28 protein-coding genes, 1 tRNA gene and 1 riboswitch are annotated in these 26,474 nt (G+C 64.8%); of the genes, 7 read left to right on the top strand and 22 right to left on the bottom strand.

The features are described 5' to 3' along the window. Positions 1 to 3: 3 nt before the first annotated feature. The 5 genes from AB4Y63_RS03585 to AB4Y63_RS03565 form a co-directional block, all read right to left on the bottom strand. Positions 4 to 1,680, bottom strand: coding sequence for an amidohydrolase (locus AB4Y63_RS03585; protein ID WP_441789674.1), 1,677 nt, complete (start codon positions 1,678 to 1,680; stop codon positions 4 to 6). A 74-nt stretch (positions 1,681 to 1,754) separates the two neighbouring features. After that, entirely contained in the window at positions 1,755 to 2,804 is a 1,050-nt protein-coding gene (locus tag AB4Y63_RS03580) for a C-terminal binding protein (protein ID WP_441789673.1), read from the bottom strand. After that, positions 2,794 to 3,582, bottom strand: a complete 789-nt coding sequence (locus AB4Y63_RS03575; protein ID WP_441789672.1) for an amino acid ABC transporter ATP-binding protein — start codon at positions 3,580 to 3,582, stop codon at positions 2,794 to 2,796. The genes AB4Y63_RS03580 and AB4Y63_RS03575 overlap by 11 nt, the downstream gene beginning before the upstream one ends. Then, entirely contained in the window at positions 3,579 to 4,352 is a 774-nt protein-coding gene (locus AB4Y63_RS03570) for an amino acid ABC transporter permease (protein ID WP_441789671.1), read from the bottom strand. The genes AB4Y63_RS03575 and AB4Y63_RS03570 overlap by 4 nt, the downstream gene beginning before the upstream one ends. Before the next feature lie 64 nt (positions 4,353 to 4,416). Further along, positions 4,417 to 5,277 (bottom strand): transporter substrate-binding domain-containing protein, encoded by an 861-nt coding sequence (locus AB4Y63_RS03565; protein ID WP_441789670.1) that lies wholly within the window; start codon positions 5,275 to 5,277, stop codon positions 4,417 to 4,419. A 233-nt stretch (positions 5,278 to 5,510) separates the two neighbouring features. Here AB4Y63_RS03565 and AB4Y63_RS03560 point away from each other — a divergent pair, with 233 nt between their 5' ends. After that, positions 5,511 to 6,431: an Lrp/AsnC family transcriptional regulator gene (locus tag AB4Y63_RS03560; RefSeq protein WP_441789669.1), complete on the top strand. Its 921-nt coding sequence runs from the start codon at positions 5,511 to 5,513 to the stop codon at positions 6,429 to 6,431. On the opposite strand, the gene AB4Y63_RS03555 is transcribed toward AB4Y63_RS03560, so the two are convergent. Further along, a complete protein-coding gene (locus tag AB4Y63_RS03555; RefSeq protein WP_441789668.1) occupies positions 6,428 to 6,688 on the bottom strand; it encodes a thioredoxin family protein in 261 nt (86 codons plus the stop codon). The two genes, AB4Y63_RS03560 and AB4Y63_RS03555, sit on opposite strands and share 4 nt — an antisense overlap. 124 nt (positions 6,689 to 6,812) lie before the next feature. Here AB4Y63_RS03555 and orn point away from each other — a divergent pair, with 124 nt between their 5' ends. From orn to AB4Y63_RS03535, 4 genes are all read left to right on the top strand, one after another. Further along, entirely contained in the window at positions 6,813 to 7,433 is a 621-nt protein-coding gene (gene orn, locus AB4Y63_RS03550; protein WP_441789667.1) for an oligoribonuclease, read from the top strand. A gap of 46 nt (positions 7,434 to 7,479) precedes the next feature. Continuing rightward, positions 7,480 to 7,555: transfer RNA gene (locus AB4Y63_RS03545), tRNA-His, on the top strand. A gap of 260 nt (positions 7,556 to 7,815) precedes the next feature. Next, complete coding sequence (locus tag AB4Y63_RS03540) at positions 7,816 to 8,166, top strand: metallopeptidase family protein (protein WP_441789666.1); 351 nt, start codon at positions 7,816 to 7,818, stop codon at positions 8,164 to 8,166. 23 nt (positions 8,167 to 8,189) lie between these two features. Beyond that, positions 8,190 to 9,443: a D-alanyl-D-alanine carboxypeptidase family protein gene (locus tag AB4Y63_RS03535; RefSeq protein WP_441789665.1), complete on the top strand. Its 1,254-nt coding sequence runs from the start codon at positions 8,190 to 8,192 to the stop codon at positions 9,441 to 9,443. 52 nt (positions 9,444 to 9,495) lie between these two features. Here the strand turns inward: AB4Y63_RS03535 and AB4Y63_RS03530 are convergent, their stop codons facing one another. From AB4Y63_RS03530 to AB4Y63_RS03510, 5 genes are read right to left on the bottom strand one after another with little or no spacing between them, the layout of a single operon-like run. Next, on the bottom strand, positions 9,496 to 9,756 hold the full coding sequence (locus AB4Y63_RS03530) for a hypothetical protein (protein ID WP_441789664.1): 261 nt from the start codon (positions 9,754 to 9,756) through the stop codon (positions 9,496 to 9,498). A 58-nt stretch (positions 9,757 to 9,814) separates the two neighbouring features. Then, a complete protein-coding gene (locus AB4Y63_RS03525; RefSeq protein WP_441789663.1) occupies positions 9,815 to 10,405 on the bottom strand; it encodes an ATP-binding protein in 591 nt (196 codons plus the stop codon). Positions 10,406 to 10,412: 7 nt separating this feature from the next. Beyond that, positions 10,413 to 11,204 (bottom strand): energy-coupling factor transporter transmembrane component T family protein, encoded by a 792-nt coding sequence (locus tag AB4Y63_RS03520; protein ID WP_441789662.1) that lies wholly within the window; start codon positions 11,202 to 11,204, stop codon positions 10,413 to 10,415. Then, the gene (locus AB4Y63_RS03515; protein WP_441789661.1) at positions 11,201 to 12,700 is read right to left on the bottom strand and encodes an ABC transporter ATP-binding protein; all 1,500 of its coding nucleotides are present in this window, start codon (positions 12,698 to 12,700) and stop codon (positions 11,201 to 11,203) included. Before AB4Y63_RS03515 ends, AB4Y63_RS03520 begins: the two co-directional genes overlap by 4 nt. A 10-nt stretch (positions 12,701 to 12,710) precedes the next feature. After that, positions 12,711 to 13,343 carry an ECF transporter S component gene (locus tag AB4Y63_RS03510; RefSeq protein ID WP_441789660.1) on the bottom strand — a complete coding sequence of 211 codons (633 nt, stop codon included), beginning with the start codon at positions 13,341 to 13,343 and terminating at the stop codon, positions 12,711 to 12,713. A gap of 32 nt (positions 13,344 to 13,375) precedes the next feature. Continuing rightward, a riboswitch (TPP riboswitch) is annotated at positions 13,376 to 13,476 on the bottom strand. Between the two features lie 93 nt (positions 13,477 to 13,569). Here AB4Y63_RS03510 and AB4Y63_RS03505 point away from each other — a divergent pair. Continuing rightward, positions 13,570 to 13,758 (top strand): hypothetical protein, encoded by a 189-nt coding sequence (locus tag AB4Y63_RS03505; RefSeq protein ID WP_441789659.1) that lies wholly within the window; start codon positions 13,570 to 13,572, stop codon positions 13,756 to 13,758. On the opposite strand, the gene AB4Y63_RS03500 is transcribed toward AB4Y63_RS03505, so the two are convergent. Together AB4Y63_RS03500 and AB4Y63_RS03495 are read right to left on the bottom strand one after the other, a co-directional pair. Then, complete coding sequence (locus AB4Y63_RS03500) at positions 13,755 to 14,105, bottom strand: spore germination protein GerW family protein (protein ID WP_441789658.1); 351 nt, start codon at positions 14,103 to 14,105, stop codon at positions 13,755 to 13,757. The two genes, AB4Y63_RS03505 and AB4Y63_RS03500, sit on opposite strands and share 4 nt — an antisense overlap. Before the next feature lie 10 nt (positions 14,106 to 14,115). Beyond that, positions 14,116 to 15,351 carry a DNA polymerase IV gene (locus tag AB4Y63_RS03495; RefSeq protein ID WP_441789657.1) on the bottom strand — a complete coding sequence of 412 codons (1,236 nt, stop codon included), beginning with the start codon at positions 15,349 to 15,351 and terminating at the stop codon, positions 14,116 to 14,118. Positions 15,352 to 15,469: 118 nt separating this feature from the next. Between AB4Y63_RS03495 and AB4Y63_RS03490 the strand changes: the two genes are divergently transcribed. Beyond that, entirely contained in the window at positions 15,470 to 16,048 is a 579-nt protein-coding gene (locus tag AB4Y63_RS03490) for a TIGR03086 family metal-binding protein (RefSeq protein ID WP_441789656.1), read from the top strand. On the opposite strand, the gene AB4Y63_RS03485 is transcribed toward AB4Y63_RS03490, so the two are convergent. The 9 genes from AB4Y63_RS03485 to AB4Y63_RS03445 form a co-directional block, all read right to left on the bottom strand. Then, complete coding sequence (locus AB4Y63_RS03485; protein WP_441789655.1) at positions 16,049 to 17,146, bottom strand: VIT1/CCC1 transporter family protein; 1,098 nt, start codon at positions 17,144 to 17,146, stop codon at positions 16,049 to 16,051. An 8-nt stretch (positions 17,147 to 17,154) separates the two neighbouring features. Then, positions 17,155 to 17,463, bottom strand: a complete 309-nt coding sequence (locus AB4Y63_RS03480; protein ID WP_441789654.1) for a hypothetical protein — start codon at positions 17,461 to 17,463, stop codon at positions 17,155 to 17,157. A gap of 2 nt (positions 17,464 to 17,465) precedes the next feature. Next, the gene (gene gatB, locus AB4Y63_RS03475) at positions 17,466 to 18,971 is read right to left on the bottom strand and encodes an Asp-tRNA(Asn)/Glu-tRNA(Gln) amidotransferase subunit GatB (protein ID WP_441789653.1); all 1,506 of its coding nucleotides are present in this window, start codon (positions 18,969 to 18,971) and stop codon (positions 17,466 to 17,468) included. Continuing rightward, complete coding sequence (gatA, locus tag AB4Y63_RS03470; protein ID WP_441789652.1) at positions 18,971 to 20,530, bottom strand: Asp-tRNA(Asn)/Glu-tRNA(Gln) amidotransferase subunit GatA; 1,560 nt, start codon at positions 20,528 to 20,530, stop codon at positions 18,971 to 18,973. Before gatA ends, gatB begins: the two co-directional genes overlap by 1 nt. Positions 20,531 to 20,532: 2 nt before the next feature. Next, the gene (gene gatC, locus AB4Y63_RS03465; protein WP_441789651.1) at positions 20,533 to 20,829 is read right to left on the bottom strand and encodes an Asp-tRNA(Asn)/Glu-tRNA(Gln) amidotransferase subunit GatC; all 297 of its coding nucleotides are present in this window, start codon (positions 20,827 to 20,829) and stop codon (positions 20,533 to 20,535) included. 38 nt (positions 20,830 to 20,867) lie between these two features. Further along, a complete protein-coding gene (locus AB4Y63_RS03460) occupies positions 20,868 to 22,049 on the bottom strand; it encodes an alpha/beta hydrolase (protein ID WP_441789650.1) in 1,182 nt (393 codons plus the stop codon). 336 nt (positions 22,050 to 22,385) lie between these two features. Continuing rightward, positions 22,386 to 24,686: an NAD-dependent DNA ligase LigA gene (gene ligA / locus AB4Y63_RS03455; RefSeq protein ID WP_441789649.1), complete on the bottom strand. Its 2,301-nt coding sequence runs from the start codon at positions 24,684 to 24,686 to the stop codon at positions 22,386 to 22,388. Between the two features lie 51 nt (positions 24,687 to 24,737). Continuing rightward, entirely contained in the window at positions 24,738 to 25,004 is a 267-nt protein-coding gene (locus AB4Y63_RS03450; RefSeq protein ID WP_441789648.1) for a hypothetical protein, read from the bottom strand. A gap of 186 nt (positions 25,005 to 25,190) precedes the next feature. Beyond that, positions 25,191 to 26,474: DUF222 domain-containing protein (locus AB4Y63_RS03445; protein WP_441789647.1), on the bottom strand; the 1,284-nt coding region annotated here is incomplete at its 5' end.

Genomic DNA, 26,474 nt, shown 5'->3' with positions numbered 1-26,474 from the left:
TCTCTACTTAGCGGCGTAGTGGCACACGCCATCTACCCAGGTTTGCGCTACCGCGATGGTCGAAATTTCGTCGACGGCGCACTCGAAGGGGTCGCGTTCCAGCACAGCGAAGTCGGCACGCTTGCCCACCTCAATACTGCCGATTTCCGCCTCCCGGCCGAGGGTGTGCGCCGCGTTGATGGTGTGGGCGCGAAGCGCGAGTTCGCGGGTAATGGCCAGGTCATCACCGCCCAATTGGTTGCCACGACGGGTGACGCGACTCACGGCAGCCTGAATCGCCTCCAACGGACGCGGATCGGCGACCGGCGCATCCGAACTGATCGTCACGTGCACGCCGGCCGCAGCGAACTCACCGAGCGGGTTGAAGCGCTCGCCGGGCGTTCCGATGGCCTGTTCGACGCCCTCGCCCCAGTTGAAGTGGTGTTGCGGCTGGTTGACCGGGTGGATGCCGGCCGCCGCCATGCGCGCGATCTGCTCGGGCGTCGGCAGCCCGCAGTGCTCGATACGGTGACGGGCGTCCGCCGACGGATTCTCGGCGAGGGCCGCCTCCAGCGAGCTGATGACCATCTCGATCGCGGTGGGCGATTGGGCATGGGTCGCCGTCTGCAGCCCCACCGCGTGAGCCCGGCTGATCAGCGCCTGGTATTCGGCGGGTTCGTGATAGAGCTGTCCGGTGCGACACGGGTCACCCACGTATCCGTCGGGAAAGTATGCCGTCCAGCCGCCGAGTGTGCCGTCCGCGTAGAACTTGATGCCGGCGAAGCTGAGGTGCGAGTTTCCGAACGCACCGTGGAGTCCGGTGTCGATGGCCTCATCGAGCAGGTGCGAGAGCAGATACATCGAGATGCGCGTTTTGAGCTGATTCTGTTCAGCCAATCGCAGGTACATGTCGAACTCGCGCTTGGTCACTTGCGCGTCACCGATCGTCGTGACTCCGCCCTGCAAGAAGTTCTCTTGAGCGACGCTGAGCTGACGCACGTGCTCCTCAGGTGCATCACCGAGATGAAAGTTGGGACCATGGTGACCGATTTTCACACCTTGCACGCCGGTCAGAATGTTGCAGGCGGCATCCGAGAGCTCACCGGTCAACTCACCGTCCGCGTCGCGGAAGAACTCGCCACCCTTCGGGTTGGGGGTGTCCCTGGTGATTCCGCTGGCGTCAAGCGTGAACGTGTTCACAACACCGCCGTGACCCGACGCGTTCATCAGGTACACCTCGCGGTCAGTCGCCACGAGATCAAGCTCGCTGCGGAGCGGATGGCGCTTCTCGGCCAGGTTGCGTTGCTCGTAGCCGTAGCCGCGCACCGGAAGTCCGTTCGGAATGCGGGCGGCCGCCTCGGCGAGCAGCGCCACGATCTCGGGGATGCTCGATGCCTTCTCCGGGCCGCAATCCACCCAGCTCATCATCTGACCGAGCATGAGCGGGTGGGCGTGGGCGTCGATGAATCCCGGGACCACGATCTGGTCTCCAAAATCGGTGACCACCGGCTCCGTCGGCGATATCGCCGCTGCTGCGGTCCGGCATTCATCAAGGGTGCCCACCCGTGCGATTTGACCGGCGAAGATCAAAAAGGCGTCGGCGACACTGTTCTCGGCGTCGAGAGTGTGCACGGCGCGGGAGGTCACAATCCGCGGAAAGTAGTCGGTGAAAGATGTTTCGAATGTGGCGAGTTTCCGCATGGGAGTACTCCAAACGTCGGGTCGAAGAAATGAAAGGAAATGGGCGATGGGCGCTTATCGGCCCGCCTGGGTAGCTAGGTGGCTCGCTGGCGAGCGAGCGTGCTGACGAGCGGCGTCGGGGATTTCGGCTCGGACACGATGACCACGGGACTGTCGGGTGCGCCCGTCTCGGCCCACGAGATCACGTTCTGGGCCTGCTGGCGCACATACTCGGCATCCGTGCGGCCCGACCAGTACGCAATGTGCGGCGTCAGCAGCACACGCGGATGCGAGACCAGCGGGTGATTGGCGGGCGGCGGTTCCACGTCGAGCACGTCGAGCCCGGCACCGGAGAGGTGTTCTGCGTCGAGTGAGGCGGCCAGCGCCACACTGTCGACGAGTCCCCCACGACTCACATTGATGAGGTACGAGCCCTGCTGCATGGCGGAAAGGAACTCGGCATCCACCATATTCGCGGTGGATTCGAGCAACGGGAGGTGGAGTGACAGCACATGAGCCTCGGCGCGAACGTGCTCGAGCGACGCCCGGCGCACACCGACCGCGGCCAAACGCTCACGAGTTTCGGCGGTGTCGGGCAGCATCGGATCGTAGCCGACGATCTCGCCGAAGAGCGGTCGAGCAAGTTCGGCCAGCTTGGAACCGATCTTGCCCAAACCCACCAGGCCCAGCGTGGTCTCGCTGAGTCGTTGCGGCACAATCGTGTCACGCAGGTTCCAGCCGCCGCCCCGCGTCGCCTGGCCGTAGAACGACAGACCGCGGGCACCGTGAAGAGCCAACGCCAGCGCGTGGGTGGCCACCTCTTCGGTCGCTGCACCGGGAATGTTGGTGACCCAGATTCCGTGTTCCGCAGCGGCCTCGACGTCGACGTTGTTGAAGCCCATCGACATGAGTGCGATGACCCGGATGCTGAGCATCCGTTCGATCATGTCCCGGGTGATCTCGGCGTATCCCACCAACAGGGCGACGGCACCCACTGCTCCCGCAACAATCACCTCCCGATCGTGCGAATCGAGGTAGGTGACGTCGAAACCGTGGCTGTCGAGCAGGGCGATACCAGCTGAAAAGTCGGTGTCGTCGAGATCGGTGTAGACCGCTCGGGGGCGGATGCCCGGGTTAGTGGACATGGCTGAGGAACTTCTTGGTGCGTTCGTGCTGCGGGTTCTCGAAGAACTCCTCCGGCGCGGCCTGCTCGACGATGACTCCACCGTCGAAGAGCGTCACTTCGTCGGCGGCACGGCGGGCAAAGCGCACCTCGTGCGTGACGACGATCATCGTCATGCCTGCTGCTGCAAGATCTTCCATCACCTCGAGCACCTCCCCGACAAGCTCGGGGTCAAGAGCGGATGTCGGCTCGTCGAAGAGCATCACCTGTGGGTTCAGGATGAGCGCGCGGGCGATCGCCACACGCTGCTGCTGACCGCCGGACAGCTCCGACGGGAAGTGGCCGTCACGATCGGCCAGGCCGACTTTGGTCAGCATTGCGTAGGCCCGTTCGCGGGCCTCGACCTTCGGCACCCGCTGCACATTGGTGAGACCGATCATCACGTTCTCGACCGCGGTGAGGTGCGGGAACAAGTTGAACTTCTGAAAGACCATCCCGATGTCCCGGCGCTGAACCGCGAGCTTGCCCTCGGCGTGGTGCAGGATCTTGCCGCTGTGCTCCGAGGCTCCGATCCGTGTGCCGTTGAGGGAGATAGTGCCCCGATCGGCCGGCTCGAGCAGAGCCATCAGCCGCAGCATCGTCGATTTTCCGGAACCCGACGGGCCCAGCACGGCCTTCACTTGGCCCTTGTTGACGGCGAATTCGACGCCTTTCAGTACCTCGTTGCCGTGGTAGGCCTTGTGGAGGTCTGCGACCTGGAGGGTCGGGAGGACCGCGGTGTCCAATGCAATGGTGCTCATGACTTGGCACCCTTCGTTTCGAGGCTGGTCATCTTCAGGCTGGCGATGGCCCGAGTGTTCATCGTGACCGGTCGGATGGTCTTCTTCACGCCACGTGAGGTCCAGAGGAACTTCTTCTCAACACGGTTCTGAATCAAGGTGATGATTGTCACGATGACCAGGTAGTACATGATCGCGACGGTGTAGTACTCGGCATAGCGGAACGTGATGTTCACGCCGATCTGAGCCGTGGTGAGCAGCTCGCGCAGGGAGATGACCGAAGCGAGTGACGAGTACTTGATCAGTCCGATGAACTCGTTTCCGGTCGGAGGCAACGCAGTTCGGATGGCCTGCGGAAGCACGACCTTCAACATCACCGATGCGGGCTTCATGCCCAGTGCGCGGGCGGCCAGCTCCTGGCCGTCATCGACGCTGTTGAGCGCCGAACGGATGATTTCGGCCATGAACGCGGCTTCGACCAGTCCGAGCCCGATGGATGCCGCGATGAACGGCGTGTACCAGTCGGCGCGCAACGCGGGGATCAGTTGGGGAAGCGCGTTCCACATGATGAGCAGCACGAGCAGCGCCGGAAGGGCCCGGAAAAACCAGACGTAGAGCGCGGAAGGTGCGCTCACGTAGACCTTCTTCGACGTGCGGCCGACGGCCAGGAAGAATCCGATCACGGTGGCGATGACGAGCGAGCACACTGCGACACTGATCGAGAGGAGGGCGCCCCAGAGATACGCGGGGTTGAAGAGCTGCTCGAAGAAGATCTGAGGATCAAAAAGCATGGGTATTGACTCCTAGGTGGTGCGGGGTCACCGGTCTGCCCGGCAACCCCGCCCAAGGGACTGGTTAGGGAACGTCCAGAATGGAGACGTCGAGGTTGTAGCTGCCGGCCGCCTTGGCCAACTCACCGTTCTCGCGAACTGCGTCGAGTGCTTCTGCGACAGCAGGAGTGAGCTCGCTGTCCTTCTTCGTGAACACGCCGAAGGTGGTGTCCGGGGGGAACACGTTGCTGGCAACCTGGAGCTTGCCCTTGTTCTGTGTGGCCATGTAGGCCGCCGCGACATTGGTCTCGACCAGAACGTCGGCCTTGCCATTGATCACGGCAAGAACGGTCTCGGCGGTTTTGGGGTAGTCGGTGTGTGCGATGGCGTCTTTGCCGTCGGCGACGCACTTCTCGCTCAGCGCGGCGACGCTGGCGGAGTTGCTCGAGGCCGACTGGGTGACGACCTTGAGCCCGCACAGGTCTTCGGGCTTCTCCAGCTTCGCGGCCAGCTTCGGGTCGGCGAGCACGGCCGGGCCGGCATTCATCACGGCCGAGGCATCGGCAATCTGCAGGCGCGCTTCGCTCATGTAGAGACCGCCGAAGATTGCGTCACACTTTCCGGACTGCAGCCCCGGCATGAGGCCGTCAAACGAGGTGACTTCGAACTTGGGCTCGACACCCCAGTGCGTGGCAACGGCACGGATGCCATCGGCGTCGAAGCCGATGATGTCACCACCGGTCGAATCCGCGTAGTACTCCAGCGGCGGGTACTCGGGGTCAATGCAGGCTGTGAAGAATCCCTCGTTGACAAGCCCCGTTGGCGCGGCCGACTCTGCACCGGAGTTCTCCGCGGGCTTCGAGTCGTTCGTCGCACCTGCGGCGCAACCGCTCAGTAGCAATGCCGCTGAAACACCTGCGACAAGGCCGATCATAGTTTTCTTCATTGCTTCTCCATTGAATGCGTAGGAATCCACCCCGTGAAAAGTTGATGCGGAGAGGTGGTAACGACCATTGTGTGTTTTTCGAACCGACTTGTCAAAACAACATTGCACGAAAACCAGCGATCAAGTGCAAAACCGCAACGCATTAAGCGCTTCGCAACGTTGATTCAACCGTTGAACCACAATTCGCAGGTAAACCTGGCGTATAGCGGTGGGAGGTGCGGTACTGTTCACACGTGGACGAACTCACCGAACAGGCATTGGCTCATTTGAGGCGTGACGGTCGGGCGTCGTTTAGCGACATCGCTCGACAGCTGGGCACCAATCGCACAAACATCGCCAAACGCCTCAACCCGCTCCTCAGCTCCGGCGACGTGCGCGTTGTCGCGGCCATCCACCCCCGCATCCTCGGGCTCACGGTGCTGGCGCACCTCACGCTTCGTGCCGAGGGCGATATGGGTGAGCTTGCCGAGCGCATCTGTGAGCTGAACTCGCCGGTCTTCGTCTCCGAAATCGCCGGCAACTATCAACTGATCGCCGAGCTGCACACCGCGAGCATGGCCGAATTGCACTCCGATGTGCACAGCATCCGCTCGCTACCCGGCGTGATTGAAGTGCACGTGATGATCTATGAACGAATGCTGAAGAGCTTCTTTCTCGGCGAAGAGCCGCAGACCGTCGACCTCGGGCTCGATGAAGCAGACCTGCACCTGATGGAGCTCCTGCAGCAGGACGGGCGTATGGGCTATGCCGAACTCAGCGAGCAGGTGGGCCTCTCGATCAGCGGATGCCGCACTCGCCTGAACCGTCTGACCGAGACCGGCGCCATGCAAATCGGATTGGTGCGCCGCCGCATCAGCCTCGAAGGAGAGCTTGTCTTCGGCTTCGGTTTCAGCACCGTCGGCTCTTATGACCGACTGGTTGCTCTCGTCGAAGGCGAGCCGGGCCTGGAGTTCATGGCGCGCACGGTCGGGCGCTTCGACATCGTGGCCACGATCACCTTCGGAACATTGCACGAGTTCAACGAATTCATGGCCTCAGTGCGCGCGCTCAACGAGGTGCGAGTCGCCGAACAGTGGATGCACGCGCAGATTCGCAAGGAGCGCTACCAGCACAGTCTGCAGCGAATCCACGGCGGACTGGCTGCTGTCTCCTAGAGCGCTTTTGCGGCCGCGACAAGCACCTGATCGAGAGTCGGAGCCCCGACCGCTCGAAACACTTCGGCACCCGATGCGTCACGCACGAGAACTGTTGGCGTCGAACGGATGCCGTGCGCTTCGGCCTCGGCGTTGTCGCGGGCCACGTCGAACTCGATGACCGTCGCCTGGGGGACGACCCGCTCCACCTCGGCCAGCACGGCACGCGTCTGTGCGCACGGCTCACAGAATGACGACGAGAAGAGAATCAGGTCCATCGCAGCTCCTTAGCCGATGACGAGGGCAACAACTGCCCGCATTACCTCAAGTCTACGAAGCGCGCGGCCCACTGTGACACCGAGCCCGCCGGCACTGTCTGCACCCCCCGTTAGACTCGGGGACATGACAAATAGCAGTGACCGGTTGGTATGGATCGATTGCGAAATGACCGGCCTCAATCTTGAAACAGACGAGCTCGTCGAGATCGCCGTCGTGATCACGGATTACGACCTCAATCTGGTCGACCCGGGAATCAACATCGTCATCAAGCCCGACCCCTCAGCGTTGGAGCAGATGGGCGATTTCGTGCGCAACATGCACACGACCTCCGGTCTGATCGAAGAGATTCCGAACGGTGTCACCACCGCAGAGGCCGAGTACCAGGTGCTCGAGTACCTCCTCAAGTTCATCCCGGCCGAACAAAAGGCTCCCCTGGCCGGCAACTCGATCGGCACCGACCGTTCGTTCTTGACGCGTTACATGCCGCGCCTCGACAATCACCTGCACTATCGCAACGTTGACGTGTCGTCGATCAAAGAACTTGCGCGTCGCTGGTACCCCCGCGTGTACTTCCAGGCTCCCGCAAAAGACGGTGGTCACCGCGCTCTCGCAGACATTCTTGAATCAATTCGAGAATTGGCATATTACAGAAAAGCCCTGTTCGTGGGCGATCCCGGACCCTCTACTGACGAGGCGAAGGCCATTTCAGCGGAGGTAGTGAACAACTTCACTCCAAAGATGTAATAGTATTCTTGAGTTGCCTTCGCCGAGAGGTGGAGAACAACACATGGTGGGTATAGCTCAGTTGGCAGAGCGCCTGGTTGTGGTCCAGGAGGTCGCGGGTTCAATCCCCGTTACTCACCCCATGTAGCACCCGATCGTGGTGCAGTCCCTACAGACAGGTCGCGGGTTCAATCCCCGTTACTCACCCCATGTAGCACCCGATCGTGGTGCAGTCCCTWCAGACAGGTCGCGGGTTCAATCCCCGTTACTCACCCCAAGGTGGGCAGGTCGCAAAACTGCCCAAAAGAAATCGCTTCTGATGAGAATCAGGAGCGATTTTTGGTTTTCGCAAGCACGGTGCAATCAGGTTCGCGCGTCGCACCGTTCGTGAGAAGCTAAACGGATGCTGCAGCTTGAGCCTGACGAATTCGAACGTCTCGTCGTCGACGAACTCGATCTTCTTCCCGACGACATGGTCGACGGTCTCGACAACGTGGTTTTCGTGGTCGAGGATCGCCCGGAAGACGGAACACTCGACGTGCTCGGCCTGTACGACGGCGTTGCGCTCACCGAACGTGGCCAATACGGCTTCGGTGAGATGCCCGATCGAATCATTCTCTATCGCGAGTCGCTTCTGGCCTTCTGCGAGTCGTTGGACGAGCTGCGGGACCAGATTCATATCACTCTCGTGCACGAAATTGCTCACTTCTACGGGATCGACGACGACAGGCTGCACGACCTCGGCTGGAGTTGACCTCTCCTCGGTTAGCGTGAGTCATGGGCACTTTTCGCGTGGGACGCTTCCTCGGAGTTCTGGGCGGAACCGTGGTCATTCTGGGCGCCGGCGTCTATGGCCCGGCAACACTTCTCGGCCCGCTCCCGGCAGCGTCTGTCACACGCGTCACGCCTCCCCAGGCGCCGGCTGACGTCTCTCCCCCGGCACTTCCCGCCGCAGGCGCCAGCGCGATCGTGGCAGTGTCGCCGGCGGCGTCCGGTGGACCGATTGCAACCGCAGGCTCCGCGACGTCGCTCCCCATGGCCTCGGCCGCGAAATTGATCACCGCACTCGTCACGCTCGACGCGCATCCGCTCGCACCGGGAGAACCCGGCGACTCGTTCGCGGCGACCGATGCTGACTTCCAGGGCTATCTTGACTATGCCGCCGCCGGCGCGCGCACCGTCTCGGTCTATCCCGGCGAAGTCTGGACCGAGCGGGAGATTCTGCAGGCTGTGCTGTTGGCCTCCAGCAACAATCACGCCGATACGCTCGCACGCTGGGCTTTCGGTTCCCTCGAGAAGTATCACGCCGCCGCATCCGACTGGCTCACTGCCCACGGACTCGATGACACCGTCGTCGTCGACGCCACCGGACTCGACGAAGCCAGCGCCGGCACGGCCGCCGATCTCGCCCGACTTGCCGGCCTCGCAGCCGCCGACCCGACAATCGCCGAGATTCTCCAGAATCCTGAATCGACTCTCGCCGACCGAAGTGGCATCGACAACACGACCGCAACCGTGCTGGTCGACGGCGTGCACACCCTGTCACGTAGCTACACGGATGCGGCCGGCGTCTGTCTGCTTTTCACGGCAACGGTCGGCAGCGACGACACCGAGTTCACCCTGTCGGGAGCGTTCCTCGGCGAGCCTGACTACGACACGCTCACGGCCGACCTCACCGCCCTGATGACGAGCGCTCGAACCGGAATCGCCCTGCAGCCGGTGGTGAGTGCCGGCGACGTCTACGCCCGATTCGACGCGCCATGGGGTGAGACCGCTTCAGGCGTGGTCGGAACAACGAAGACGCGACTCGGCTGGCAGCAGTCGGCGAGCGGCGAAGCAGTGGCGACAGTCGACCGCGTGACAACGGCACGCGCCGGCCAACGGGTCGGCACCGTCGAACTGGCGCAGAGCGCCGGTAGTCCTGACGTCTCTGCGCCGCTGGTTCTTGACGGCACCCTTCGTGATCCCGGACCCGGTTGGCGTCTGCTCAACCCGATTCCGGTGATCACCGCGTTCATTCAGTCGCGGTGACGTCAATCACAGTGAGTTCAATCACAGTGCGCCGAGCTACCGAACCGACGCCCTAGTCCTGCTCGTGATTCGATTCGACCGGGTCGCTGTCGCCGGGATCGAAGCTGTAGCGCACGTGCAGTCGGCCCTGGACATCCCTCTGGTCGCCCTTGTCGTACCAGAAGAGCGATTCCATCCCGTCAACCGCTGCCACCATGCTGATGCGCGGCTCGGCGGCCCCGCGCACGAGAACGCGCGAATCGGTCTGCCCCTCCAGGGGGCCGTCGAGGAACTCGGCGATGTAGACCACGCTGTCTGAATCTGGTGCTGTCATGGCACCAACTTAGTCCTGTGCGGGGTCAGACGGGCCTGTCACGCCGAATTCTCTTTGCTCAGCCGGGTGCGAAGAACCGAATCGTCGCCTGGCGGGCGGGGTCTTCTCGTGCGTAGTAGGTTTCCCATTCCTGCTGCCATTCATCCCAATGGGCAAGAAATCGCTCGCCATCGCGCGCGATGGCACGACGTTTGCGGCTCTGGTCTTCGGCGTCGAGCCACACTCTGATGTCGGACAGCGCGGTGTGGGCTCTGGCCAACGCTCCACACCCCTCAACGATGAGCGGCCGGTGAGGGTCGACGGTGTGCCATTCCAACGGCGCCTCGACGGTCCAGTCAAAGCGTTGCCATGCGGCGGGGCGCCCCGCGCGCCGCGGCGCGAGCACATGCCGCTCCAGGTGTTCAATGCCGGCATCCAGCCCACCCCAGCCGGGGTAGATGTCGTCGAGACGCACGAGTGTCGGTCGGCGTTCTCCGGGCCACCCCGCGAGGACCTGATCGGCGAGGGTGGATTTTCCGGCGCCGCTCGGGCCGTCGATGAGCACCACCGCCGTCGGCGGGGCGGTCGCCACGGAGGCGAGCACTTCGGCCGCGAAGGTGGTTTCCGCCAGCCGCGCATCGGACCCTGTCGCATCGGACCCTGACTGCAACAGTGAATCAGGCGAGGACAAAGTTCCAACTTCCCGTTGCAATCGACACCCCGGCTGCCAGCATCGCGATGCCGAGACCGAGTGCGATCAGAGCCCATTCTCGCCAGCCGAATGGCGAGGGCCGGGCCCAGGTGCGCACGCTCGGTGCTCCGAAGCCGCGTGCCTCCATGGCGGTGGCGAGTTTGCTGCCCCGGCGAATTGACAGCACCAGCAAGGCAAACGCCTGACCGGCGAGACGGCGCAGTAGATGCCCGTCGGCTATTCCTCGCGCTCGGCGCGCCAGCTCCAGAGCGCGCCAATCGTCGATGAAGAGACCGACCAGACGCAATCCGGCCAAACCGCCCAGCACGAACCGGGCGGGAAGTTTGACGACCTGCGCGAGGCCGTCGGCGAGGTCAGTCGGGTCGACGGTGATGAACAAGACCACGGCGGGAAGACCGATGGCCAGCACCCGCAATGTCGTCGCGATCGCCAGACCGATGGAGCCGTCAGTGATGTGAATCAACCCGAACGACCAGTACTCGGCTCCCGCGGCCTTGCCGTAAAGCAGCGTCGTGAGTCCGGTGGCGGGAGCAGCGATCCAGACGAGCGCGGTGCGGGAAAAGAACGTTCGGGCCGAGAGACCCACCCAGAGAAAGAGCACAAGCTCGCACACGAGGGCGACAGCCGCCGACACCCAGTCGATGGTGAGCACGAGAACTGCGGCGAGCACCAAGGCGGCGGCGAGCTTGGCCACCGGGTTCACTCGGTCGATTGCCCGGAGCGTCGGTGACTCGACCGCTGGCGCGATGGCGGTCATCGGTCGGCCTCCGCCGGTACCGGGGCGCCTAGCCGAAACTGTTCGTCGGCAATCGCAGCGACGAATTCGGGGTCGTGCGACACGGCGATCAGCGCTGTGCCCTCATCCAGCAACTCGGTGAGTAAAACGACGATCTCCTGCCAGGTACGAAAGTCCTGCCCGAATGTCGGCTCGTCGAGGACGAGAACGCGGGGCGCGCTGGCGAGAACCGTCGCCACCGAGAGGCGACGCTTCTCGCCTCCGGACAGCGTGAACGGGTTCGCTTCGGCCAAATGATCGAGTCGCAGTCGACCGAGCAGACGGTCGACCCGTATCGCGATCTCGGCGTCGGCAATGCCGAGCGCCTTCGGTCCGACCGAGAGTTCGGCGCGCACAGTCCCCGCCACGAACTGGTGTTCCGGGTCTTGGAACACCGTTCCGATCCGGGTCAACAGTTGACGTGACTTCCATTCGATCGGCGATGCTGATGCCCCGTGGGCGAGATCCGGACTCGCCACGACGGAACCGCCGCTCGGCTTCAGCAGCCCGGCCAGGGTCAACGCGAGCGTTGATTTGCCGGCACCGTTCGGCCCGGTCAATGCCAGCGCCGCACCTGGCTGCACCTGGAGGTCGATGGCGCCGGCCACCTCGACACCCTTCACGCGGGAGACCGCGAGATTCTGAGCCGTCAGCAGCGGCGCGATCGTGCTACCGCTCGGCATCCGTTGCCGCACCGGCAGGGCATGCTTCACACCGGGAACCCACACGCCGGCCGCAGCCAGTCGTTCGGCCTGTGTCGCGAGCACCTCATCGGGGTGGCCGTCGGCAGCGACTCCCCCGCCGGCATCCAGCACGACCACGCGGTTGACCAGATGCCGCCAGACGTCGACTCGATGTTCGATGACGACGAATGTGGCCGCCGTCGACTCGAGCACCCGGGCAACGGAATCGCGCACCTCGCGCACACCGTCGGGATCGAGGTTCGCCGTCGGCTCGTCCAGAAGCACCAGGCTCGGCCGCATGGCCAGCACACCGGCCAGGGCCAGGCGTTGCTTCTGCCCACCGGAGAGACGCGATGTGGGGTGATTCAGCGGAAGATCGAGGCCGACCATCTGCAGGGCGTCGGCTACCCGGCGCCAAATCTCGTCACGGGGCACGCCGAGGTTCTCGCAGCCGAACGCGACGTCGTCGCCGACCCGGGCCAAAATGACCTGGGAGTCAGGATCTTGAAGCACCAGCCCGACCTGACCTCGCGCGGCGTCGGGCTGGCTGCCATTGATACGCAGCTCGCCCGTCTGCTCGCCTTCCTCGTCGCCGCCGAGCACACCGGCGAGGGCGTGCAGAAGCGTTGACTTTCCGGCACCCGATGGGCCGAGCAGCAAGACGCGTTCGCCCGGCTCGATCCGCAGGTCGAGTCCCGAGACGGCGAAGGCGCGGCGTCCGGCGTGACGCCAACCCCAGCCGCGGGCGTCGACTGACGCGCCCGCGACCGAGGATTGGGACGATGGTGATGTCATGAGCTGCGCGCTAAACCTCGCGCGTAATCTGGCGCCCGGCGGCAAACCGGTTGAGCGCCCCGGTTCGGGCCAATCCGCGCATGGCCAGCCAGGAGAGCAGCCCGGCAAAGATCGCGCCGGAGAGAACAGCAGAAATCACGTAGACGACACTGAACTCGCTGCTCGCCCCGGGGTACCAGAGCAGCAGGTCGTTGATGGCGAGGGCGAGGCCCGCACCGGCACCGGCCAGAATCGCGACATACAAGCGGTAGTTGGCGTAGAGGAACAACGCGAAGACGAGTTCAGCGCCGAGGCCCTGCACGACGCCGGAGACCAGCGTCAGGACACCCCATTCGTTTCCACCGACCAAGGTGGAGACGACGGCGGCGAGCAGCTCGGTGAAGAGCGCGGCGCCGGGCTTGCGGATGATGAGTCCACCGAGCACTGCGGCGAAGAGCCAGCCGCCTCCGAGGAGGGCTTGCAGGCCGGGTAGCGCCGGGCTGAGCACTGCGCTGAGCGGGTTGGATGCCTGATTCCAGACGACGAAGATGAGGCCGCTGGCCACACCGATGACGCTGGCGACGACGATGTCAACGACACGCCAGCGCAACGAGCGCGGCCTACGATTCGTCGACGGGGTGTGAAGAGTTGTTGATGCGTGCACTGTACGTGCCCTTTCCGTAGATTAATACAGGGCACGGGTTAGAGAAGCCTTCCTGCGCTGGCATGATCCAGATCAGGTTCGACGGTCGAAGCTTGAGAAGCTTCCTCTCAGCCCGGCTCACCGGACTCCCGTGTTCACTCCCCACTATACCGCCGCCTAGAATTGCTGAGATGAGGTCAGTCGGAATGGGCGCACGCAACGACACCGCTCCGATGGAGCGCGCCGTATGAGCTTGCTCGTACTACCGGTTTTGGCCGTGCTGATGCTGGTGCTGATGCGGTCGTTCATTCGTCGCCGGCGTCGCCAGCACCAGGGGCTCCCGGTTCACGGAGCGTGGCACATTCCGCTTTGGGTGCGTCAACGGTGGCAGAATCGTCGGCTGCTTCGCCTGCGTCGACCGGGAAAGAACTCCTAGCGCTTGAAGGCGCGGATCACCCGGGAAACCGTGTGTCCGGCGACCCAGAGAAACGGGATGCCGACGGCCAACAGGGCGATCAGGTTGGGTTCGAAACGCGCGCGACCGTTCTCGGTGACATAGGCGCCGACGGGCACCGACAGGCCTCCGCCGCCTCCGCCGCTGCTACTGGCCGAACCGGCCTCAGCATCGGGGTCGCCATCACCCTCGATACCGCCGCCGAAACCGAACTGCACCAAGGCCACCGGAAGAATCGTGACACCGTCGATGGTGACCGGCTCGCCGTAGGCGGACTTCACACCCATGGTGCCGATGTTCTCTGCAAGCTTCACAACGAGGTTAGTCATGCGGTTCAGGCTACTCCCTCGGCCCAAGCTGGCGTGAAGATTTCACCTGTGAGGCAGGTCGCACAGTGCCCCGGCCGAACCGAGCGGTCAACGAGTCGACGGCCAACTCCGCCTCTCTCCAGTCTTCGTCGGGGTCCCACAGGCCCATGCCGGTGCCGTCTCCGTCGCTGAGTTGTTCGATGCGCACCCCGATCAGGCGAACACGGATGCCGGAACGCGCAAGGGTGTCGAAGCTCGCCACCGCCTCCTCATAGATCCGCCGCCCGACATTCGTTGATTCCGCCAGCGTGCGGGACCGGGACACCGTGCTGAAGTCGGTGTACCGAAGCTTCAACACGACCGTGCGACCTACCAAGCCCGCGCGGCGGAGCCGGGCCGCCACCTCGTCGGACAGGCGCAGAATCTCGCTACGCAACCGGTCGACATCCGTCACGTCGTGTTCGAACGTGACCTCGTGGCCGATGCTCTTCTCTTCGCGTTCGAGCGAGATCTGGCGGGGGTCGCGCGCCCAGGACAATTCGAACAGCTTCTGTCCGGACGCGACCCCCAGCGAGGATTGCAAGACCGACAGCGGGGTGTTGGCGATGTCACCAATGGTGCGCAACCCGAGCCGGGTCAGGCTCTCTTCGGTGCTGGCGCCGACGCCCCACATCGCTGACACCGGCAGCGGATGCAAGAAATCAAGGGTCTCTTGGGCGGGGATCACCAGCAGGCCGTCGGGCTTGGCCCGGCCGGAGGCGAGTTTGGCAATGAACTTGGTGGATGCCGCTCCCACCGAACAGGTCAACCCGGTTTCGGCCTGCACACGCCGTCGAATCAGCGCGCCGATCTCGGCCGGGCTGCCGTGCAACCGGCGGGCGCCGGCGACGTCGAGAAACGCCTCGTCGATGCCGAGGACTTCCACGAGCGGGGTCACATCGCCGAAGATCTGCATCACCTGCTGCGAGAGCGCTTTGTAGCGCTCGAAATGCGGTTCGAGAACGACGGCGTCGGGACAGCGGCGCAGGGCAACCGACATCGGCATGGCCGAGTTCACACCGTATCGGCGGGCAACGTAGTTGGCGGCGGTCACCACGGAGCGTCCGGAGCGGTGTCCGACGACGACGGGTTTGTTGACCAATTCAGGATGATCGAGCAGTTCGACCGACGCGAAGAAGGCATCCAGGTCGATGTGCAACATCGTGGCGGAGCTGTCATCGACGGAGTGCGCAGAGACCTGTCTGCCTCGCCCATCTTGTTTGCTCATACTGCGACCCTAACCCGAACTCCTGGAGAGTCGCGAAAGGGGGAATGCCCAGCGCGCGATGACCGTTGGAGCAGGCAACATTAATCGAGAGTGGCAGAAGAGCGCGGAGGAAACACCCATGTCGAGTGACTGGTTGACACTACAAACGCAAGCACATCGAGAGTTCTCCGATCGCGTTGCTGCGATCACCGATTGGAGCGCGCCGACTCCCGACACGGAGTGGAGCGTTCGCGACCTGGTGCGGCACGTCATCATCGAGCAACAGTGGATTCCTCCTCTGCTGCGCGGGCTGAACCAGCGTGAGGCACGTCGGGAACTCGCTCCGCTCGGAGCAGATCTTGCCGCCGAATGGCACAAACACTCCGCCCTTGCGACCCAAGCGTGGCAGTCGACGCCGCCGGATGCCTCGGTTCAGCTCGCGTATGACACGGTGACGGCCGAGGACTACCTGCGTGAGCAGGTGTCAGAAGTCACCATCCACAGCTGGGATCTGGCCCGCGCCACCGCGGCCGACGAAACCCTTGACGAGCAGCTCGTCGCCGCGGTGTGGACGGTGTTCGAACCGCAGAAGGACACGCTGCTGGCCAGTGGCTTGTATGCGCCGCCGGTTCCGCTGCCCGACGACGCACCGCTCCAGTCCCGTCTACTGGCCCTCACCGGGCGTGACGACCGGGTGTGGTCCGAGCAGGCCGGGTGACTAGCCGAGCTCAGTGCCGAACAGCAGACCGAGAAAGTAGGTCACACCGGCCGCACCGAAACCGATGGCCAGCTGGCGCAGCGCACGCTTGAACGGCGGTGCTCCCGAAAGCAGTCCCACGACGGCACCGGTACCGAGCAGGGCGATACCGACGAGAGTTGCAGCCACGATGATCGCTGCGATTCCCTGCATTCCGAACAGGTACGGCAGAACCGGGAGCAATGCACCGGAGGCGAAGAAGCAGAAACTGGACAGAGCGGCGCTCATCCCGGTTCCGATCGCTTCGTGTTCGTCGACGACGTCCGTGGCCGGCGCCCCGCCAGCCGTCACACCGATTGAACCGGTCGCCATCGCAACGCTTCGCAACACGTCCTCCGCATGCTGAGCCGCCTCCTCAGGAGACATGCCCCGCGCGCGGTAGACCAGGGTCAACTCATTCGCGGCCAAGTCGAGATGCGGAAGAGCACTCTGCGTGTCCGGGTTCGGTGACGATGCCTCGAGCAGCTCGCGCTGAGACCGCACGGAGACGTACTCCCCCGCACCCATCGAGAGTGCGCCGGCCAGCAGGCCGGCGATTCCCGTGAACAGCACGGTCGAGGCGGGAACCCCGGTCGCGCCGATGCCGAGCACGAGGGCCAGGTTGCTGACCAGTCCGTCGTTGACGCCGAATACCGCAGCACGGAACGTACCGGAGAGACGTTTGCGCCCACGGGCGGCCAAGCCTCTGACGACCTCTTCGTGGATGCGTTCATCGGCGGCCATGGCGTCCGTCGCGTCGACATCCGCTTCATAGGGCGACCGTGACTCGGCGCGCTGCGCGAGAGCCAAGACGAAGACCGACCCGAACCGACGGGCCAGAAAGCCGAGAAACCGGGTGCGCACGGCACCCTTGCGTGGCGCACCGACGTTGTCGCCGAGCAGGGTTCGCCAGTGTTGCTCGTGACGGCCCTCTGCCTCGGCAAGAGCCAACAGGATGTCGCGCTCCTCGCCGGTGCGCCGACCGGCGAGGTCGCGATAGACCGCCGCCTCGGCCTGCTCATCGGCCAGATAGCGACGCCACCGGCGAATCTCAGCAGAACTCGGAATGCGGTCGGCCATCACGTCAGTCACGCCTCGGGCGCGATCGACAGCAAGCTTTCCGGCACCTTGACCGATTCGTGCGGCCCGGATCCGTCCAGGGCGAAGAACGGCTCGTGGAACTGAACCTCCCAGATCGGCTCCCGCGTGCTCACCACAGCGAAGAAGGCCGTTCCGGTCATTTCGCCGGGCGCCACAATCACGCCAATCGGGTCGCTGATCTCCGAGTCGGGAAAGCGGGTGCGGTCGAGGTGCACCACAACCTGCACGCCGACACCGAAACCGGTGCCGGCGGGCGTTGCCGCGCTCGAATCAGTCGAGCCGTTTCGTCTCCACATTGCTACTCGGCGCTCCCGGCCCGCTCAAGAACGAGCTCGCGCACGCGGGCGGCGTCGGCCTGGCCGCGCATCGCCTTCATCACGGCGCCGATCACGGCACCGGCGGCCTGCACCTTGCCATCGCGGATCTTCTCCATCACATCAGGCTGCGAGGCGAGAGCCTCGTCGATGGCGGCGATCAGCGGGCCATCATCACTGACAACGGCCAGTCCACGGGAGGCCACGACCTCGGCCGGGGTTCCCTCACCGGCGATGACGCCTTCCAGCACCTGGCGGGCCAGACGATCGGTCAACGTACCTGCGTCGACGAGTGCGATCAGCGCGGCAACCTGCGAGGGATCGACAAGCGTGTCGGAGGCGACACCGGCGGCGTTGGCCAGGCGAGCGATTTCACCCGTCCACCACTTGCGGGCCGACTGTGCTCCGGCGCCGGCTGCGACGGTGGCCTCGACGGCGTCGAGCAGCTCCGAGTTCACGACATCCTGGAACTCCAGGTTCGCAAATCCCCAGTCCGCCTGCAGACGCTTGCGGCGAGCAGCCGGCGGCTCGGGCAGGGTGGCGCGCAGCTCTTCGACCCATTCACGGGACGGCGCCATCGGGAGCAGGTCGGGCTCAGGGAAGTAGCGGTAGTCATCGGCATCAGACTTGGGACGACCCGCGCTCGTGATGCCGGTGTCCTCGTGCCAGTGGCGCGTCTCCTGCGTGATGGTTCCACCGGCGAAGAGCACAGCGGCCTGGCGCTGGATCTCGTAGCGCACCGCGCGCTCGACCGAACGCAGCGAGTTGACGTTCTTCGTCTCGGTGCGCGTGCCGAGCTTGTCAGAGCCGCGCGGACGCAGGGAAACGTTGGCGTCACAACGCACGTTGCCCTCTTCCATACGAGCGTTCGAGACGCCGAGCGCCTTGACGATCTCGCGCACGGCTGCGACGTACGTCTTGGCGATCTCGGGCGAGTCCGCTTCGCCGCCCTCGATCATGCGGGTGACGATCTCGACGAGGGGCACGCCGCCACGGTTGTAGTCGACGAGCGAGTAGTCGGCGCCCTGGATGCGACCGGTTGAGCCGCCCTTGTGGGTGAGTTTTCCGGCGTCGTCTTCCATGTGGGCGCGCTCGATCTCGACCGTGATCTGACGACCGCTTTCGAGCTCGATCGTGAGTGAACCGTCGAAGGCGATCGGTTCGTCGTACTGTGACGTCTGGAAGTTCTTCGCCGTGTCGGGGTAGAAGTAGTTTTTGCGGGCGAACCGCGAGGTCTCCGCGATCTCGCAGCCCAGGGCGAGGCCCAACCGAATGCTCGACTCGATCGCCTTCTGGTTCACCTGCGGCAAACCGCCGGGCAGGCCCAGGCAGGTCGGGCAGGTGTTCGTGTTGGCACCCTGACCGAATTCGTTGGCGCAGCCGCAGAACATCTTGGTCTTGGTGTTGAGTTCGACGTGCACCTCGAAGCCGAGCACCGGCTCGTACAGCTCGAGTGCCTTGTCGAAGTCCATCAGTTCAGCCTTCCGCATCAGAGGGCTCCCCCTTCAGTTGCAAATGCCGGGTGGGTCAGGGTGGTACCGGACAATGCCGGTGCCTGGCTGAGCAGGGTGTGGCCCCAGGTCGACTCCTGCAGCCGTTCGATTGCCGCACCAATCGTGTAGAGACGGGCGTCTTCGCGGGCCGGAGCCATGATCTGCAGGCCGACGGGCAGACCGTCTTCGGGCGCGAGCCCGATCGGGAGGCTCATGCCGGGGATGCCGGCGAGGTTGGCCGGGATGGTGGTCACGTCGTTGAGGTACATGGCCATCGGGTCTTCGCGCTTCTCACCGAATTTGAACGCGGTGGTCGGGGCGCTCGGGGAGACGAGTACGTCCACCTGGCTGAACGCGGCAGCGAAGTCACGCTGAATCAGCGTGCGCACCTTCTGCGCACTGCCGTAGTAGGCGTCGTAGTAGCCGGCCGACAGGGCGTAGGTGCCGAGGATGATGCGGCGCTTGACCTCGGGGCCGAAGCCGGCCTCACGGGTAGCAGCCATCACGCGCTCGCTCGTCATCGGTCCCTCACCCGGGTCGACACGGATGCCGAAACGCACGGAGTCGAAACGGGCCAGGTTGCTCGAAGCCTCGGCCGGGAGGATCAGGTAGTACGCTGCGACGGCGTATTCGAAGTTCGGTGCGCTGACCTCGATGATCTCGGCGCCGGCGGCGGCGAGCAACGCCAGGGTTTCGGTGAAGCGCTGCTTCACACCGGCCTGGAAACCCTCACCGTTCAACTCTTTCACCACGCCGATCTTGACGCCCTTGAGGGCGCCGTCGACGAGGCCGGCGCGAGCCGCAGCGGTCATCGACGGCCAGGAGTCGGTGAGTGAGGTGGAGTCGAGAGGGTCGTGCCCACCGATCACATCGTGAAGCAGTGCAGAGTCGAGCACCGTGCGGGAGACCGGGCCGACCTGGTCGAGCGAGGAGGCCAGGGCGATCGCGCCATAGCGGGAGACGCCGCCGTAGGTCGGCTTGACGCCGACGGAGCCGGTGACGGCTGCGGGCTGACGAATCGATCCGCCGGTGTCGCTTCCGAGGGCGAGCGGCGCCTCGAAGGCGGCAACTGCGGCGGCCGAGCCACCGCCGGAACCACCGGGAATGCGGTCGCGACCCCACGGGTTGCGGGTCACACCGTATGCCGAGTGCTCCGTCGACGAGCCCATCGCGAACTCGTCCATGTTCGTCTTGCCGAGCGGAATCAGGTCGGCCTTCCGCAGACGCGCGACCACAGTCGCGTCGTAGGGCGGAATCCAGCCCTCGAGGATCTTCGATCCGGAGGTCGTCGGCATGTCGCGCGTCGCGAGCACGTCTTTGATGGCGATCGGAACGCCGGCGAGGTGTCCGAGGGCGACTCCGGCGGCGCGACGGGCGTCAACATCCGCTGCCGAGGCGAGGGCGGCATCCGCGGACACATGCAGGAAGGCGTGAAGATCGGTGTCGACTGCGGCGATCTGGTCGAGGTGCGCGCGAGTGACCTCGACGGCGCTGACAGAACGGTCGGCGAGCAGATCGCTGAGGTTTGCGGCGGAGAGGGTGATCAGGTCGGTCATGGTTACTCCTCGTCCAGGATTGCGGGCACGCGGAACTTGTCGCCGTCGCGCGCCGGAGCACCGGAGAGCGCCTGCTCGACGGTCAACGACGGAACGACGACGTCTTCGCGGAAGACGTTGGTCAGCGGCATCGGGTGGCTGGTCGCAGGAACGTCGGGCGTGGCGACGGCGGTCACCTTGGCGACGGAGTCGACGATCTGGCCAAGGTCAGCGGTGAGATTCGCGATCTCTTCTGGACTGAGGTCGATCCGGGCGAGGTTGGCCAGATGGGCCACCTGCTCGGCCGTGATTTCAGACATGTGTCTCCGTACGGGTTCGTCGAGTGAATCCGTCAATTCTATTCGGAGCTGCCGGTGACCTGTTTCGCATTGCCGGTGCCAATGAGCGCCATGTTGTGCAGAGACTCGCTTCCGGGCGTGAAGTAGTCGTTGTGACCGAACGAGGCATTCAACCATTTACCGGTCACGGCATCTCGGTTTCCCGTCACGCCCAGGCGGTGGGCGCCGTAGGACGAAGCGCCGGGGTCGCTGCCGAAGAACCCGCTGTTGACCGCCGGATCCCAGTCGGCCTCCCCCACGAACACTTCGCCCCCCGCCACATTCAGGTCGGCGGCCGATTGCGACGCACTGCCGGGCGAGCCCACAATCGTGAAGGTATCGACGCTGAGTGAGCCGCGCGCCAGGGCGACGAGCGAGACGACGGAACCGTAGGAATGTCCGATGATGCTGAGGAACGGCTGGTTGTCTCCGCGCACGTCGCGCAGACCGTTGATCGCATGTTCCAGCTGGTCGGCCCCGATCTCAGCGCGGTCCAAACCGCCGACGGTGAAGAGATCAGGAGTCTCGTAGCCGATCCAGGCGATGGTGGCGACACTCTGGGCCGGCGTCGTCGGATCGGCACGTTCGTGCAGCACCCGTTTCTGCTCGGCGTAGAGCGCTTCGGCCGTGTCCGACCAGTTAACCAACTGCTCCTGCACGCCATAGTTCATCCCCGGCACCAAGTAGGTGACGAAGTCCGCTGTGTCGGGGTTGCCGATGACGACCGCTGCCCGGCCTCCGTCGGTCGGATCGAGCTGCATCAGATAGCGGGACGCGTGCCCGGCCCCGTCTTCGACAGCCAGCTTCACCTGGCCGAGTACTGACAGTTCCCGGGTCAAACCGGTCTGCTCGCCTGGCGGCAAGTCGCTGGTCAGTTGTTCGCGAATGTCGGCGTCGGTCTCCGTGAGATACCGCAGGTTGGCGGCGCTGCGATCACGAACCGGGATGCCTTCCAGGTTTCCGACAACCCGCGGCGCTGCAGACATCCACGCCTTCTGGTCGCTGGTTCCGAGGTCTCGCCACCACCCGCTGACGGCGGCCGCGGCCGGCGGGGAGGCGAGAAGTGCGTCAACCTTCGACGGGTAGGCAGTCAAGAAGGCGGAGATCCCGTTGGCGCCGAGTTGCGTCAAGTCATTCAGGAGTCGTGCGCCGGTGGTCGACCCGAGTGCGGCACTGCCGACATTGGTACGCGATGGAAGCATCGGAGAGACGATGGGGAGTGCCAGCGAACCTCCGACTGACATACCGCGAGCCGAAGAATGCAGGGCGAGAGTTTGGGTGGCTACCGACGGCGATGACCTAATTTCGAGCACGCGAGGGACCGAGTCCGCATCGACCATTCCACCGAAGGCCAGCGAGACTGCAACTACAGCTGCCAAGTTGACCAGCAAACTCGAGTACGTCCCCTCGTACACATCGAGCACGCCATTGGCTCGAGCCCAGGCACAACACCTAGTGGTCTCAGCCTAGTGAGGGAATATACCCCTAATCAGGCACCATCGCCCCCCTTCCTGGGGGCATATAAGGGGACAGACGGACTAGTCTGTCGAGGGCAATCCGGCCGGTCCATTGGCCAGCAAAATCCTGAAGCCGTCAGCATCGAGCACGCGAATACCGAGCTGTTCAGCCTTGGTCAACTTGGACCCTGCGCCGGGGCCGGCCGCGACGAAGTCAGTGTTCTTCGACACGCTCGATGCCGACTTGCCGCCCGCCGCAATGATCGCTTCCTGGGCTCCCTCGCGGGTGAAGCCCTCGAGCGACCCGGTGGCGACCACGGTGAGACCCGCAAGCACACCGCCGGCTGCCGCTGCAGCTCCGGGGCCCGGATGATCGGGCGTGGTGAACTGAACGCCGGCGTTCGCCCATTCGGCAACGATGTCCTGGTGCCAGTCGACGTCGAACCAGGCGAGCACGGCATCGGCGATGATTCCGCCGACCCCGTCGACTTCAGCCAGTTCCTCCCGGGATGCAGCACGAATCGCGTCGAGCGAACCGAAGTGCCCGGCCAGGGCGCGGGCAGCGACGGGCCCGACGTGGCGGATGCTCAGGGCGACGAGGATGCGCCAGAGCGGCTTGGTCTTGGCCAGTTCGAGGTTTGCGAGCAACTCGAGTGCGTTCTTCGACGGAACGGAATCTTCGTCTCCGGCGAACTCGGCGGCATCCGGATCGAATGCCGGATCGGCATCCTTGCCGGTCTTCTTGCGTTTGCGGCGGAACGGGGTGTCTGTCTTCGGCTCACCGTTCTCGCCCAGCTTCGGCAAACCGGTCTCGGCATCCCGCACAACCACCGTGACGGGGAAGAGGTCTTCGACGCGCAAGGTGAACAGACCGGCCTCGGTGTGCAGTGGAGGCTCGGCCGGCTCAAGTGGCTGGGTCAACGCCGCAGCGGCGACCTCGCCCAATGCCTCGACATCGAGTGCGCCCCGGGATCCGGCATGCTCGACGCGCCCGCGCACCTGGGCCGGGCAGTTTTTTGCGTTTGGGCAGCGCAGATCGACGTCACCCTCTTTCATCGCACGCAGCGCCGTTCCGCATTCCGGGCAGAACTCGGGCATCACGAACTCGCGCTCGGAGCCGTCGCGCAGCTCGACGACCGGGCCGAGGATCTCGGGGATGACGTCGCCGGCCTTGCGCAGTACCACCGTGTCGCCGAGCAGCACACCTTTGGCCTTGACGACATCCTGATTGTGCAGGGTGGCCTGCCGAACGACGCTGCCTGCCACGTGCACCGGCTCCATCACCGCGTAGGGCGTGGCCCGGCCGGTGCGGCCGACGCCAACGACGATGTCGAGAAGCTTCGTGTTCACCTGCTCCGGCGGGTACTTGAAGGCGATGGCCCAGCGGGGCGCACGGTTGGTCGCTCCGAGTTCGGCGTGCAGGGCGAGTTCGTCGATTTTGATGACGATTCCGTCGATCTCATGCTCGACGCTCCCCCGGTGCTCGCCGAAGTAGGCGATGAACTCTGCGGCTTCAGTGGCCGCCTCCGTCACACGGTAGTGCGTGCTGATCGGCAAACCCCAGGTGGCGAGCAATTCGTAGACCTCGGACTGCGCGCTGACCGGTGGACGCTCCCACGCGCCGATGCCGTGCACGAGCATCCGCAGTCGACCGAGGCGAGCGTGCATGATGCGCAGCTGATCTGGATTCTTCTTCTCGGCCTTCTGGCGCAGCGACCCGCTTGCTGCATTGCGCGGATTGGCGAACACGCGTTCACCGGCCGCCGCCTGCTCGGCGTTGAGCTCGCGAAATGATGCGACGGGAAAGAAAACTTCGCCGCGCACTTCGACGAGGGGCGGATGCCCGCTGCCGCTCAATCGCTTCGGAATCCCCGGCACGAGTGCGATGTTCTCGGTGACGTCTTCACCGACGACGCCGTCGCCCCGCGTCGCTGCGGTGACCAGGACGCCGTTCTCGTAGCGCAGGTTGATCGCGAGGCCGTCGATCTTGAGCTCGCAGAGATAGTGCACCGCACGACCGGCGTCACGCTCGACCTTGGCCGCCCAGGATTCGAATTCTTCGATGCTGAACACGTTGTCCAGGCTCAGCATCCGTTCGGCGTGCTCGACCGGGTCGAACAGGGCTTGGGCGCGGCCGCCGACGGTTTGAGTCGGGCTGTCCTGGCTCTGCAGTTCGGGAAAGAGTCGCTCGAGTTCTTCGAGCCGGTGCATGAGAGTGTCGTATTCCTCATCAGAGGCGATGGCGGCACTCTTCTCGTAGTACGCCTCGCGCAGCTCGAGAATTCGTGTCGTCAGCTGCACCGCTTCGCTCTGGGCTGCGTGCAACTCGGCGCCCGTCGACTCGGCATCGTGAATGTCGTCTGTGTTCAGTGTCTCAGCCACCTGAACAGTTTAGGGAATCGGGCGTCTGCCGCTGAGAGCTGATTGACCGGATCAGTTCTTCGGCGGAACGCTGCGGCGGTCGTCATCAGCGGGGCGTGCACGGAATCCCAGAACGGACCGATTTCGACCGCTCGACCGGCTGTCCCATTGGCCTCGCGTCGCGAGTGTCATCAAGGCGATCCCGGCCAGGATCAGCCAGAAGTAGACCGGAGATTGCTCAAGCACGAGCCGCAGTGCTCCCAACATGATCGCGAACACACCGCTGGCAAACAGGAGACGGGTGACTTTCCACCCGAACAGTGCGCGTCGCTGAGTCATGCTGACACTCTACGCATCCTCGGTCGAACGGAAGGGAGCAAGAATGTCGGCGAGTTGTCGGCCGCGGCCGGCGCCGGACCCTGCAGACCGTGATTGCGGCGCGGACTCGTGGTGCGCTGACGCGGGGTGCGCTGACGTGGGGTACGCGTGAATGGTTGAATTCCTCACGATTCACTGAGCGAGGATTCAAAAAGGCGGCGGCGCCGGCTCACGATCTACTTCTGCGGGCTGGTCACTTCCACTGGCGCTGGACGGGCGATCTTCGGGCAACCCGGCTTGAGGCAGGCTGGTGCCGGGCAGATCAAGCGCGGGCCGGGTGGTGTAGACGCGGCCGGTGGGTGAGGTCCAGGCAATGACGCCGTCGCCTTGCTGAACCGGATGCCAGGTGCTGGCGTGCTTGAGCCGGTGGCAGGATGTGCAGAGGTGGGCGAGATTGACGGCGTCTGTCGGTCCGCCGAAAGCGCGGGCGATGGTGTGGTCGATCTCGCTGGTCGCGGCGGGTTGGCCGCAGTTCACGCCCCGGCAGGTGCCGTCACGGGTGTGCAACCAGATTTTCAAATCTTCGGGCACCCGGTAGTGCTCAGTTCCAAGAGAGAGCGGCACGCCGGTCTCGGGGTGCACCAGCAACCGGAGGAACGATGGCGCTCTCGCGCAGAGTTCCCGGGCGGTGTCGGCGTCGATCGGGCCGTAGCCGTCGAGGGTGGCCGGTTCGTCACTGAGACCGAGCAGGGTGAACACCGGCACGGTCACGATCACGGTCGGCCGGATGCCGCGGCCCGGCCTCCGGCGCCGCGTGGCCCGGACGGGCTTCCGGCCGCCCGCACCGCCGACGGTCCCGCCGGCCCCGGTGCCGGTCCCTTTCCCGACACGGGCGCGGTCGGCGCGGGCGTCCTCGAGGAGGCCCTGCAATTCGGCGGCGAGTTCGCCCGGCTCGAACAGTTCCCCGTCGTGCAGCAGTTCGACCGCGACATCGGCGCGCAGCTGGGCGAGGGTGCGCGGGTCGGTCGGGTGCTGCCGGCGCCGGGCGATCTCGTCGACGCGGGTGAACGCGGCCAGCACGTCGGCGGCCGGCCCGAACAGGTTCAACCAGGCCATCCCGTCGGGCGCCGCCTCGAACGCCAGCCGGCGCTCCGCGGCGACCGCCCGTTTCCGGGCGCGGATGGAATCGGGATGCAGGCGTTCCCGCAACGCGATCGCCTTCCGCCGCAGCTGACCGACCGGCAGCCGGAGTGCGTGCGGCAACACCGCCTCCTCGAACGCGGCCCGCACCTCGGACGGCAGGGTGCGCGCCTGGTCGAGGATCACCTGCGCATGCCGGTAACTGATCGTCCCGGCCTCCAACGCGGCCCGGGTGCCGGGCAGTTCGCGCACGAGAGTCTGACTGTCGTCGATCAGCCGGGACGCGCTCGGCTGCGGCACCCGCAGCAGCGCGCCGATCTCGCTGACGAAGACCCGGTGCGCCCACTCGGC

The sequence above is a fragment of the Leifsonia sp. YAF41 genome, assembly GCF_052113185.1.
Classification (GTDB): Bacteria; Actinomycetota; Actinomycetes; order Actinomycetales; family Microbacteriaceae; genus Cryobacterium.
This window is presented reverse-complemented; position numbering and strand designations above follow the sequence as displayed.